The organism is Neiella litorisoli, from assembly GCF_014773395.1.
GTDB lineage: Bacteria > Pseudomonadota > Gammaproteobacteria > Enterobacterales > Neiellaceae > Neiella > Neiella litorisoli.
Window position 1 is genome coordinate 14,664 of record NZ_JACXAF010000021.1, and the last position, 13,007, is coordinate 27,670.

The window sequence follows — 13,007 nt, forward strand, 5'->3', positions numbered from 1 at the left end:
AAATTCTCAAGAAAGCGCTTACATGATGAAATTAATTGCTAGTTTAAGTTTTGCTTCAGTTTTATTGCTCGCTGGTTGTGGCATGACTTCGGAAGCTGATCAGAAGTCGTCAGCAACTCCAGCCCAAGACAATCAGCCACAGCAGGTGTTTAACCCGACGATTGATGGTCAATGGATTGGCTTGGGTATTTCCTATGGTTCTTATCGAGATGGCGAGAGCCCCCATAAAGCCAGTGTCAGCAGCGAAGCTGACATTCTCGAAGACTTGACGATTTTGACGGCCAAGGGCACAAAATCATGGCATCTGATCCGTATGTATGGTGCCGATCCAGCAAGCGAACAAGTGTTGCGGGTGATTAAAAAACATCAGCTGCCGGTGCGAGTAATGCAAGGTGCTTGGTTATCTGGTCATCAAACTGAACAAAAAAATCAAGAACAAATCGATGAAGTGATCCGGCTTGCCAACGAGTACCCCGAGATCATCGTGGCGGTAAATGCTGGCAATGAAATTTTTGTCGATTGGTCATGGCATAAGTTCGGCCAGCAAGATTATGACCAGTACATTGGCTGGATCCACCAAATCAAGCAGGCGGTTAATGTGCCCGTGACATTAGCGGATGACTATAATTTCTGGAACAAGCCTTGGAGTCAGGCAATTGCCGCGGAGTTGGATTTCATTGTCCTGCACGCTTATGCCATGTGGAACTCGCAGACGTTGGACAATGCAGTCAGTTGGACGGCCAACATCTATGATGATATTCAGGCTCGCTACCCTGATAAGCAAATCGTGCTGGGCGAATCGGGTTGGGCGACTAGTTCAATTTCGAGCAATGGCGATGAGCGTTTAATCATCGGAGAGGCCAGCGAACGGGCGCAAGCGGTCTTTTTGCAAGAGTACACTGCTTGGCTAGAGCAGCGTCAAATCGCCTCGTTTCTGTTTGAAGCATTTGATGAAAAATGGAAGGGTGGTGAGGACAAACCCGATGGCATCGCGGAGAAAAACTGGGGCATCTTCCGCTCTGACCGAACCCCTAAACAAGCGGTGGCCGCTTATTTCCCAACACTAGCCGAACGCGATTAGTGGCGTAGTAAATCCTCCAGCGCGTCAGTTAAATCAGCAAATTGAAATTGAAAGCCAGCGTCGAGTAATCGCGTTGGCTTTACTTGTTGCCCAGTGAGTAGCAAGTTGGCCATTTCGCCAAAAGCCAACTTGAGAACAAATGCTGGGGTAAAAAACAAATGGGGGCGATGGAGCGTCGCTGCCAATTGGCTGCTGAACTGGCGATTGCTGACCGGATTGGGCGCGGTGGCGTTGTAGATACCACTGGCCTCATTATTGTTGAGCAGAAACAGCAGTAAATTGACCATATCGTCGATGTGGATCCAACTCATAAATTGCTGACCCGATCCCATTGGGCCGCCAAGCCCCAACCGATAAGCGGGGAGCATTTTTTTCAAAGCGCCGAAACCGGGTGCCAATACAATACCAGTGCGGACGATGCAGACTCGAGTGTGCTGGCTGACGCGATTGGCGCGTTGCTCCCACTCAGCACAAACCTGATGAGCAAAATCGTCGGTCAGAGTGTGCTGGTCAATGTCGCTTGACTCGTCAATTGGTCGTTGCTGTTGATCGCCATAAAAGCCGATGGCAGAGCCACTGATGAATACTGGCGGATTGGTGCATGTGGCAATCGCGCTGGCGAGCTGTTCGGTTAATTGCCAGCGGCTATCGCAGATCTTACGTTTTTGCTGTGGACTCCAGCGCTTATCGGCAATGGGCTCGCCGGCAAGGTTGATGACCGCATCATAGTGCTCGAATTCACCACTCTCTGGTAACGCTTGAAGTGCCGTTACTCTCGCTCCGAATAGTTGTTTGGCGTGTTCAGGGCGGCGGCTAAGCACGGTGATCTGGCTGTCTTGGGGTAGCTTAGCAATCAGATGTTGGCCAATAAATCCGGTACCGCCTGTCACTAAAATACGCATGGTTTGCTACCCCCGCTGGTGGTTATGTTATTTGGGCTTGTGATAACTCAAGCTCATCGAAACGGAATCGGCAAATCGCAGCGCATGGGGCTTGTCGATTTCCACCGATGCGCTCTCCACCCAAGCATGCTCGGTGGCGATGGCTAGGACATCGGCGGTCAATTTTTCCAGCAACGAAAACCGGTTTGATTCAATCAAGGCAATGATTTTCTTGGTAATGGTGCGATAGTTGAGGGCATCATCCATGTTGTCTGATTCGGTTGCATTGTCTGCTGGGTAGTTGATGGTGACGTTCACAACCACGTCTTGTTTGTTTTCAATTTCTTCTTGTTTGATGCCGATGTAGGTACGAAGTCGAAGATTTTTAATCCGAATGGTGGCAATGGCGCCCTGCATAGTTAGTCCTTAGTGTGTGCTGGATCGTGATTAGACGAGAAGATTGAGCGGCCTCAACCAATGCTATTGATCCAGCTTGTTAATGGTTTTGCGCAACTCATATCCTTCATCCGTTACGATTTTTTCCAGCACTTGGATCCGTTGCTGCAAACTGGCGATGGTGGTTTGCTCGATTTCGGTGAGTTTTGCTTCGAGCTCTTTGAGCTTTGGCGCGTCTTTAAAGCGCATCTGCTTCTCGATTAGGCGCAAGATGCCGCCGCCAAAGACCACGGTGACAACAATCAAAAACGCAAGAGTAGTACCAGACATAATTTCTTCCCTGAGCAGTTTTATGATGGATTGGCATAACCTATCAAATGACAGCCGCAGATGCATAGTTTGTTTGCTCGCTAACACTTGATGACGGTTGGGTAGAGAAACATCCATAGGTATACTGAGTCGACATCACCTTGTTGCCGCCAGTGGCTAAATCAGGACCCTTTATGAATCCATTCAATGCTTTTCAGTCAGCTTGGCAACATGCCAAAACGCTGTCATTCGTTGTTGTTATTAGCGCTCTTGTTGGTTGCTCAGAGCCAGAAACATTGACCAATCTATCCGTTGAATTTCCCAAATCAGAACAGATGGTGATTGAGGTTGTGTCATCCCAGAACAGCTATCAGTTTGAGTTGCCAGCGAGTGTATTAGGCGACCGCGATGAACTGGCTAAGTCGTTGGCTCCGCTACCCCGGGAGTTACGCTTAGAGGTGATCGAAATGCTTGAAGGCATTGAGCCGCCACCACCAGAGCCAATTTCGCCAAGTCTCAGTCGCAGTGTCGATGCGCTCGACCATTTGCTGAAATCACTCGGTGAAGATTTGTCGGATTTGCAGCAAGAATTGCAGCAGCATGGCGATGAATACCAACGCAAGCTCGAACAAAATATGGGAGAGCTAAGCGACGATGCCGCTGCTATGGCTGCTGAAGCCGAACAACAGGCGCAGGGCTTTTTAGCCAAAATGCAGCATCAATATGTGGAGCACATTGCCAGCTTGATTGAATCGGGTGAGTTGTCGGAGCAAGAGATCGCGCGTCTTGAGCAAGCCATTATTGCTCATCATAAAAAAGCCAAGCAGCAATAAGGCGATTGATGTTAATGAATAAGCCGTTGCTTCAAGTTTGGCCGAAAACGCCAGTTAAAATATCGTTCAGGACATCACGTAACACCATGATCAATGCTCTGTTTGGGCTGCTGTTACTCATGGTGCCGAGCGTTTACGCCGACACCATTCTTGATCCGGAAGTCACCACCGCTGTCAGTCAACATCAGGCGGTATTTGCCAATCAGGCCATGGTGGTGACCGCCAATCCCCATGCTTCCAAAGCGGCGCTGGCAATGCTCGAAGAAGGCGGCTCAGCGGTTGATGCAGCGATTGCGGCTCAGTTTGTATTGACGCTGGTGGAGCCCCAGTCAAGCGGCATTGGTGGTGGCGCATTCATGTTATTGTTCGATCAGCAGCAACAGCAACTGCTTAGCTTTGATGGCCGCGAAACGGCTCCAGCCGCTGCCAAAGCCGATCGATTTTTAGCAGCCGACGGCACTCCAAAACGCTGGATTGACGCGCTCGTCGGCGGCCAGTCGGTTGGTGTACCGGGCGTTGTTGCAATGATGGCCAAAGCCCATCAACGCAGCGGCAAGCTGCCGTGGTCGCGACTGATAGAGCCGGCGATCGCGCTGGCTGAACATGGTTTTGAGGTCTCGCCGCGCCTCGCTGGCTTACTGGCAAAACGTTACAACCCTGGTTTGACCAAATTGGAGCCTGCCGCCAGCTATTTCTACCCCGGCGGTGAACCACTCAAAAACGGCCAGTTATTGAAAAATCCTGACTTGGCCGCGACCCTGAAAACCATTGCCGCTGAAGGCTCGCAGGCTTTTTATCATGGCAAATTGGCCGAGCAGTTAGTCGCGGCGGTGCGTCAAGCAGCGATTAACCCTGGCGATCTGACAACCGCTGATTTGGCAAGTTATGAAGCCAAATATCGAGCGCCATTGTGTACCGGTTATCATCAATATCAAGTGTGCTCGATGGCGCCACCAAGCTCCGGTGGTTTCGCAGTTGCTCAATTAATGAAGTTGATTGAGCAGCACGACATGAGTGCGTTTGCTTCTGGCGACGTTGCTGCGGTGCATCAGTTTGCTCAGGCATCGCGCTTGGCATTTGCCGATCGTAATCGCTATATCGGCGATCCAGACTTTGTCAAAGTGCCCATCGCTGAGCTGTTGGCTGAGCGCTACATTGGCAAGCGGCGCGCTCTGATTCAGCCAGATCAAGACATGGGCAAGGCGCAAGCGGGTCATGTTATCAGCGCGCCGCGTGCGGCTGGCGTCTCACCGGAATTACCCAGCACCTCGCACCTGAGCATTGTTGATGCGCAGGGCAATGCCGTGTCGATGACCACGAGTATTGAAATGGCGTTTGGTTCGGGGTTGATGGTCAATGGCTTTTTGCTCAACAATCAGCTGACCGACTTTTCATTTGCGCCAACAAAAGACGGTGCGCTGGTGTCAAACGCGGTGGCTGCTGGTAAACGGCCGCGCAGCTCGATGGCACCGGTGATGGTGTTTGACAAGGCGGGTAAGCTGGATATGGTGCTTGGCTCGCCTGGCGGCAGCCGCATTATCAATTATGTTGCTCAGACTTTAATTGCCGTGCTCGATAGCAAGGTAGATATTCAACAGGCGATTAATCTGCCGAAAGTGACTCATCGAAACGATTATCTGGCGTTGGAAAAGGGCGCTTGGTCAGCGCAAACCGTTTCGCAACTGCAAGCAATGGGTTATGAATTGCAGCAGCGCGACTTGAATTCTGGTTTGCACGGTATTCAACGGGTTGAAAAGGGCTGGCTTGGCGGCGCTGATCCGCGCCGCGAAGGATTGGCCTTGGGATTGTCTAACAGCCCCTAGCCATTGGTAGCGAATGGGTCGGCATCGATTTTGTCGACCACCCAAGAGTCGGCAAATTGCTGCGACAAATGAACGACACGGACGTCCATAATGGTGCTGCGACCGACTTTTGAGGTGAAGTGAAGCTCAACCCAAACGTCTTGATCTAAACGGCGAAAGAAGTCAGCACTACTGTTTTTCACTTCAATTTCTGGATTAACCATTTCCATGCCAACCACATGGCGTTTGATGGCTTCCATGTTGCGGTAATGTTCGAGCAATTCCGCTAGTTTGGGGCCTGATAATTTCTTTGCTTTTTCCAAGTCTGCTTCAACATAGATGGCGCTGAAAAATGCCACCGCGACATCCTCAGGATCTTGTTGCGGTTTCTTGTCCTGACAACCCACCAAGGCCAGAACTGCTAATGTAAAAGTGACGACTCGAAGCCACATGGAATTATTCTCATTGGGAATTAGATGGCAAAACCATACCCAGCCACTGGGCGTATTTCAATAGTAGTTTATTTGGCAACTGACGATCGCCTGACAACACTAATTATTGCTTGCGGGGGGCGACAGGCAAGCGCAGTTAAATATCGAGATGGATTGGATTTATACAGTGTTTATACAGTATTCTTTGCGCAGGGCTCACCGTAACGAGATATCATGGCAAGTTCGGACTTAGTTTTTGTCGATTTAGAAACCACAGGTGGTGTTGCACAACGAGATCGGATCACTGAAATTGCCGTGATCCGCATCGCCAATGGCGAAGAAGTCTGTCGCTGGTCGTCTTTGGTGAACCCACAACAGCCGCTGACGCCGTTTATTCAGCGCTTAACGGGGTTAACTGATCAGATGCTAGCCGATGCGCCGACTTTCGCTGAACTGGCAGATGAGATCGAGCAGCAACTGGCGGATGCGGTGTTTGTTGCACACAATGCTCGCTTTGATTACGGCTTTTTGAAAAACGAGTTCCGGCGGATTGATCGGGCTTGGCATGCTCGCAATTTGTGTACTGTGAAATTGTCTCGGGCGATGTATCCGGAGCATCGCAAGCATGGTCTCGATCAGTTGATTGCGCGCCATAATTTGTCGTGCTCGGCGCGTCACCGAGCGATGGGCGATGCCGAAGCCACGCTGATGTTCTATCAACACTTAATCGCCGAATTTGGCGCCGAGCGGATTTCCGAGCAAGTCGAAAAACTCATCCTGCGGCCGACGATTCCGCCAAATCTGCCACCAGACATCTTTGATAGCCTGCCCACTAGCCCTGGTGTTTATCGATTTTGGGGTGAGCAAGGTGCGCTGCTGTACGTCGGTAAAAGCGTCAATATTTATCAGCGCGTGACCAGTCATTTCCAAGACGACCATCGGCTACATAAATCACAGCAATTGTCACAACAGATCTTTGATATTGATTACACCCAGACCGCCGGAGATTTAGGTGCGCAACTGCTTGAATTGCAGCAAATCAAAACCCTCAAACCGATTCACAACCGCCGCAGCCGCGCAGCCAAAGAGTTAAAAACGATTCGCTTGCAAACCAATCAGCATGGTTATTTGTCGGCGTCGATTGAGCACCATATCGATATGAGTGATTTGCCAGCCCATTACGGTTTATTTAAAACCAAGAAAGAAGCGGAAAAAGCGCTCAATGGCTTGGTCAAAAGTTATCAACTTTGCCCTGCCTTGTGTGGTCTTGAGCAAAGCCAAGGCGCTTGCTTTAAAGCGCAGTTAGGGCAGTGCAAAGGCGCTTGTCAGCAACAAGAACAAGTTCTTGCTTACAACACCCGGGTAACACTGGCGATGCAAGGATTAAAGCTTAAGAGTTGGCCTTGGGATGGCCCCATCGGTATTCGCGAACACGATAGTTTTAGCGATATTCGTCAGTTTCATGTGATTTGGCAATGGTGCCATTTGGTCACCTTGAATGATGAGCAGGCGTTTTACCAATGGCTGCCAGAGCAGGCGCCTGAGCCGTCATTTGATCGCGATTGTTATCAGTTGTTGCAACGCTATTTGTTCGGCGGCAAAACGACGCCGGATGTAGTGGTGCTGCCCAGTTGGCCAGCTCAATAGCGAGCTGGATTGGTCTTACTCAATGAAGAATGAATAATACAAGTCAGCTGAGTTTTCGATTCCAGACACTGTTTCGACCCACAGTTGGTTGAGGAGGTAGAATCGCACCGTGACCTCGTTAATGGGTTCGAATACGCCCATGCCGTATTTCAAGAATAATCGTTCACCAACGTAGCCACTAATGGTGACTTGGGTTTCATCGCCTTCGCCTTCGGTATCCAATGATACTTGCTGGATACCGGTAATTTGCTCCATCGAATTGGTGATCCCCAGCGAGGAAGCGGCGGTAACGCCCAGTGCAGTGGCCGCCGCCATGGTGCTATTGCTATCATCTGAATCCAAGCCGCGACCGCGAATGATGTAGGACAGCACTTCTTGCTGTTGCATCGCCGGATCGGAGTAAAACGCGATAATCGGCTGTTTCACTGTGCCGGTGGCGTGGATCCCAGCAATGACATCGGCGGATTTGATTTCGCGCGCTGCTCGAATATTTAATGCTGCTAATTCGGGTGGGCCGTTAAAGTGAACCGCCGAGCCCGATTGTACGTCCAGCCGCTGACCATAAGCACGATAGCGACCATTGGTTAACTCAATTGGGCCATATAGCTGCACCGGCACATTGGGCTGCTTAATCACTTCCAATTGGCCTCCAATACGGCCAATAAAGCCCAATGCATTGACTCGAATATCATCCCCAAGCGCGATATTGATTTTGGCGTTGAGGTTAGCGTCGGCGCGGCTTTGGGGATCAATTTGATCAATAAACACTTGATCGTCACTGACCGCAATGCCGGTATCGGGCAGACTGCGGAATACAATCTCGGCCTTGGGAACGGCGATGGTGCCGGTCAGCGCAGGAGTACCGTAGGCAAAATCGAAGCGGAGGTCTGGAGTTAACACCAAGCTGGATTCCGGTGGCAACAGTACCGCCAGCTTGTCGCCAGTAAAACGCGATGTCAGGGTGAACTGATCACGCCAATTGGCAGCTGCGGTCAGCGAGGCGGCATTTTTGCCAAGGTGAAACTGACTATTGAGATTGGCTTGCTGCTGATTGAATTGTAATGACAGATTGAGCCTGTCGATTGGCGTCGGGTTGGACAGCAGCACAATTTCGCCGTCATTGAGGTTAAATTCGCCTTCAATCAGTGGATCGCTGAGGGTACCGGCGATGCTTGCCTGACCATTTAAAAAGCCTTTTACGCGCTCGATATCAGGAAGCAATGACTTGAAATGGCCTAACTCAAAGGATGACACCGACAGCTGACCGGCAAGGGCCGTATCGTCATGCTGAACACTGCCATGAAACGATAAGTTGGCGCCATGGCCAGTGTGCAGTTCTAATTTGACCTTGGCTTGCCGATCATCGATTGCTCCAGAAATATCTAATTGACCGATGTCGACTTGCTGCTGATCGCTGTCGACCTGACTATGAAAGGCCATGGTCAAATCTTGGGAAGTCAACTGGAACTCGGCATTGGGGCGTTGTTCTGGCCGCCAATGCGCGTCGAGCTCGCCTTTCAAATGACCCGATACTTGATAGTCCTGATGGAGTAGCTGGCGAGTTAAATCGTGGCCTGAAATATCAATCGACAACTCGGCATGGCCGGTTTGCCCCAGTGTTGCTGGTTGGCGCAGGCAAACCGAGCTGTCGCGCGCTTGCCAGCAGTGCTTGCCGATATCAAATTGTTGCTGGGCAAGGCCAAAGTGCAGATCGACAGGCTGATCGAGCCGCCAGTGACCGGCTGTGGTGACAAAATCCGCGGCTTGTAACTGAGCGGTCCAGCTTTGCTCGGCCTCGGACCAGCCGCCTTGCAATTCGACGTGCGGGATGAAATCGCCCGCGCCACTGAGTTTGAGTTGATGATGACTGAGATCGCCAGCGCTGGTTAGGGTGATTTGCTCGCTTTCAAGGTGACCGAGTTCGGTATCGCGCATCGCCAACTCAAACTGATGCTGATGATTGCTCAGCGGCCGGTAACTTGCTGCAATGGTCGCCGATTCAGCTTGGATTGATTGGTCATAACCAAACCGCTCTAGCTGACCTTTGATGGCAATGTGCGGATCATCGTAGCGACCGTTGATCTCAATATCGCTGTTGATGGTGCCGACGGCCCCCTCTAGCCAACGGTTGAGCTGCTTGCCAAGTAGTTTCCCTGTGACTTGCCATTGTTCATCGACTCTGCCTGATAACTGCAATTGCGAGCCCGCGATTTCGATTGAGACATCATCGGCATAGCCTTGCAATTTGTTGTTGACGCTCAGCTTACCTTGCAGCGAGACCGGCATGTCGAGGTAATCGCCGTTGATATTAATGGGCGTGAAATCAAGCTGCCATTGGTGCTCATGCCAACGACCTGAATGCTTAATATCGCCAGAGATCACCGGCGTGTCCGGCAATTGCCATTGCGGTAGTCGCAGTTGCTCAAAGTTGCCATTGAGCAGCCAGCTTAATCCTTGGCGGTAATCAAGGGTGGCGTCTCCAGACAAGCTACCTTGATGGAGCAGATCGGTGATTTGTAAATTCGCCAACGTCAGTTGCTGATCGCCATGCTGGCCTGATGCAGTGATCTGAACCTTGATCGGCAGTTGCTCAAACTCGGTGTCGATCTGGCCCTGAATTTCAAACTCTTGCTGATGACGATTACCCTGAGCACTGGCCGAAACCGTTTGGTATTGCAATACCTCGGTAAGCTCATCGGGCATGATCATCTGTTTGCCAGCCAAACTTAGGTGGAATGGCATATCAGGGTTGGCCAGCGCAACATCGCCATTAATTTGCCAGAACAAGCGTTGCTGCTCACTGGCTGCCAACACTAGATTTTCTAAATCGCCATCGATTGTTGCTTGCCAGCGACTGCCTTTAAGATTGGCAAACAGTGGTGCTTGTTGTGGCTCCAGTGTCACATCCAATTGCATGGGGTAGGGGTGAGCAAGCTGGGCATCGCCGTGCAACTCGACAACGCCATAGGGCTGATGCTCAAAGCCAATTCGCTCAATCTGGACATCAATAAATTGCCAGTTGGCATCGATAAAAATATTGCTGAAAGATTCGCTTAACCAGTCTTGATAAGCAAAGGTGAATTGCTCGGCAACGGCGTTATTGACCAATAGTTTGAGTGGGATCCGGGTGTCATCGAGCTGACTGAACGGCCACGCTGAGCTGGCAGCCTGAGCTGTTTCCGTTTGAGCCGGCGCTGACTCGTCCGCATCGACATGCACCAGGCCATCCTTGAAATGGGCGCGGCGGACATCAATCCGATCGTCTTGCAGGTAAACCGAAGCGGCACCTTGGGTCCATTGAATGACAATGTCATCAACGATGACTTTGCCTTGGGCCACCGCAGCACTGCGGACATCGATAGTAAATGGCAGCGCCAATGTGTATGGCTCATCGTCAGATTCAGCAGATTCGCTATCGGTCTCCGTTTCAGTGATTAGGATTAACGAAAAGTCGCGGGCGTTGGCATCGTGAATGCACAAACTATGGGTCAATGTGCACCAAGGGTTCCATGCCACTTCGATATCGCTGGCGCTGATTGTTAGGTCATCAAGCTCAAGAGAAAATTTTGCCAGCGCAAGGCGGTTATTGAGGCGACCCGATTTATAGTCCATTTCGAGACCGGGCACCATGCCATCAACGGTTTGAATTAACAGGCGACTACCAAATTCGGTAGCGACCAGAATGGCCACCAGCAACAGTAAGCCAATGGGCAGGTACACCAACCAACGCAGCAGATTGCTGAACTTCATAGCTCTGCTCCGATGTTGATGTGCAAACGCCACTGTGGATTGGTTTTGCTAATGCTTCTGGCAACATCGAGCTTGACTGGGCCCACAATCGACAGCCAGTGAATGCCGCCACCAACGGAGTAGGCCCAATCAACCGTTTCTTCCAAATCGTCAAAAGCGTTACCGCCATCGGTAAAGGCCGCTACTCGCCAGCTGTCGTTAAGATAATATTGGTATTCAAGGCTCGCGGTGGCCATGTAGCGGCCGCCAATGGTGAGTTTTTTCTGATTGCCTTCTTCGTCGGTGTAATTAATTTTTGGCCCCAGTGATTGATAGCCGAAGCCACGAATGCTCTCGTCACCACCGGCATAAAAGCGCAGTGACGGTGGCACATCACTCAGATCTTTATCTTCGAAATAGCTGGCGCCGAGATTCGTACGGGCGACGACGCGGTGGTTTTCGGCAAATCGATCGAGCCATTTGAGTTGGGCGACAAACCGGGCAATGTTAGCGTCGGAGCGCAGTTTCTCCGATGCCACTTCCAATAAGTAATACTGGCGAAAACCGGCTTCTGGATCGACCGGATTGCCCTGACGTTTGGTGTTTGACCAAGTGACGCCTGGCATAATGAATTGGCTTTTCTGGCTGTCTTCAAGAATATCCCAGCGCTCATCTAGGTGGCGTACGTAATATTGCCGGATCCAGCCATCGTGAATGGTTTTTCTGCCGATCCGAGCGTGGCGAAGCTCACTCTCAATGTCGGCATACTCATTGCTTTCAAGGCCCAGACCAAATTGCAGAATATCGTTATTGGGATTGCTGAGTGGAATGTTGTACAGAAACCGAGCATAGGGGTTAACATCAGAGTATTCGATTTTAGTCTCTTGCGAGTGCCCCCAATGGTTAATTTGTGGAGTGCGCCAGGTGAATGAAACCCGCTGTTTGGTATCCGTCGCATAGCCAACACCCACATTAAAGCTATGGCTTTTCGCTGGGATTAAGTCGATGAGTACCGGCACTTCGCCATCTTGCCGCTGATCAACCAAAGGCAGTACTTTGACCGCACTAAAATAGCCACTGCGAACTAATGCGCGGTTTAAACGGGTGACGCGGTTGATGTTATACGGGTCGCCTGATTTGAAATTCAGCATCGACTGCAGCAGCTCAGGTTCAAGATCGGAACCTTCAAAGCGAATGTCACCAAATCGATAACGATGGCCGCTTTTAAAGTGCAGCACGGCGTTGGCGAGGTGGCGTTTACGGTCTATCTCCAGTCGAGCGGTGACCATGGCTGCATCAAAAAAGCCCAGCTGCAAGGCTTGACCCATTAACTGGCTTTTGGTTTGGTCATAGTGGCTGTGAATGACGCGCTCACCTTGTATTAACCCCTCGAGCAAGGCAATGCCCTGAAATTCTTCCAATTGAGTGGCATCGCCAACAATCTGAATATCGATTTGATTCCATTTGGTGGCTGGGCCCGGATCCACTTGAATGGATAATTTCCACGGTTCACTTTGTTTATCAAGGGTGAGATCGATAACGGGCGAATAAAAGCCCAACGCAGCCAGCGCTTTTTCGGTGGCAGATTCGGCGTTGAAGACAAAACTTGCGCGGTGTTGCTCGGTATCCGGCAGTTGACCGAGGTGGGCGGTAATATTATCTCTTTGTTCTTTTGTTGGCGTATCAATCACTAAGGACAAATTGGCTGCTTGAACAGGCAGGGCAAGCCAAAAGCTGGCGAACACAAGAAGTAAACGTCGAAACTGCACGGTGATTCCGAATCCAATGGGTTGCGACCAGTATATCAACCCATATCCACATTTGCCTTGTTCGCGTGATGAAAAAATCAGCGCTGAGTTTGCGCTGACAAGGCAAATGTCGATATCGATATGGTATAT

10 protein-coding genes are annotated in these 13,007 nt (G+C 50.7%); 4 read left to right on the plus strand and 6 right to left on the minus strand.

All coding sequences use genetic code 11. The features are described 5' to 3' along the window. Positions 1–22: 22 nt before the first annotated feature. Positions 23–1,081 carry a glycosyl hydrolase family 17 protein gene (locus IC617_RS14670; RefSeq protein WP_224746036.1) on the plus strand — a complete coding sequence of 353 codons (1,059 nt, stop codon included), beginning with the start codon at positions 23–25 and terminating at the stop codon, positions 1,079–1,081. Here the strand turns inward: IC617_RS14670 and IC617_RS14675 are convergent. The 3 genes from IC617_RS14675 to IC617_RS14685 form a co-directional block, all read right to left on the minus strand. Beyond that, complete coding sequence (locus IC617_RS14675; RefSeq protein ID WP_191145739.1) at positions 1,078–1,983, minus strand: TIGR01777 family oxidoreductase; 906 nt, start codon at positions 1,981–1,983, stop codon at positions 1,078–1,080. The two genes, IC617_RS14670 and IC617_RS14675, sit on opposite strands and share 4 nt — an antisense overlap. Positions 1,984–2,010: 27 nt before the next feature. Then, a complete protein-coding gene (gene folX, locus IC617_RS14680; protein ID WP_191145740.1) occupies positions 2,011–2,379 on the minus strand; it encodes a dihydroneopterin triphosphate 2'-epimerase in 369 nt (122 codons plus the stop codon). Positions 2,380–2,442: 63 nt separating this feature from the next. Then, positions 2,443–2,688 (minus strand): hypothetical protein, encoded by a 246-nt coding sequence (locus tag IC617_RS14685; protein WP_191145741.1) that lies wholly within the window; start codon positions 2,686–2,688, stop codon positions 2,443–2,445. A gap of 173 nt (positions 2,689–2,861) precedes the next feature. On the opposite strand from IC617_RS14685, the gene IC617_RS14690 reads away from it, so the two are divergent. Beyond that, on the plus strand, positions 2,862–3,500 hold the full coding sequence (locus IC617_RS14690; protein WP_191145742.1) for a hypothetical protein: 639 nt from the start codon (positions 2,862–2,864) through the stop codon (positions 3,498–3,500). 86 nt (positions 3,501–3,586) lie between these two features. Then, on the plus strand, positions 3,587–5,323 hold the full coding sequence (gene ggt / locus IC617_RS14695) for a gamma-glutamyltransferase (RefSeq protein WP_191145743.1): 1,737 nt from the start codon (positions 3,587–3,589) through the stop codon (positions 5,321–5,323). On the opposite strand, the gene IC617_RS14700 is transcribed toward ggt, so the two are convergent. Continuing rightward, positions 5,320–5,754 carry a hypothetical protein gene (locus IC617_RS14700; RefSeq protein ID WP_191145744.1) on the minus strand — a complete coding sequence of 145 codons (435 nt, stop codon included), beginning with the start codon at positions 5,752–5,754 and terminating at the stop codon, positions 5,320–5,322. The two genes, ggt and IC617_RS14700, sit on opposite strands and share 4 nt — an antisense overlap. A 213-nt stretch (positions 5,755–5,967) precedes the next feature. On the opposite strand from IC617_RS14700, the gene IC617_RS14705 reads away from it, so the two are divergent. Further along, entirely contained in the window at positions 5,968–7,380 is a 1,413-nt protein-coding gene (locus IC617_RS14705; RefSeq protein WP_191145745.1) for an exonuclease domain-containing protein, read from the plus strand. Between the two features lie 15 nt (positions 7,381–7,395). Here IC617_RS14705 and IC617_RS14710 read toward each other — a convergent pair whose 3' ends face one another. After that, entirely contained in the window at positions 7,396–11,130 is a 3,735-nt protein-coding gene (locus IC617_RS14710) for a translocation/assembly module TamB domain-containing protein (RefSeq protein WP_191145746.1), read from the minus strand. Further along, complete coding sequence (locus tag IC617_RS14715; protein ID WP_191145747.1) at positions 11,127–12,878, minus strand: autotransporter assembly complex protein TamA; 1,752 nt, start codon at positions 12,876–12,878, stop codon at positions 11,127–11,129. Before IC617_RS14715 ends, IC617_RS14710 begins: the two co-directional genes overlap by 4 nt. Between the last annotated feature and the right edge of the window lie 129 nt (positions 12,879–13,007).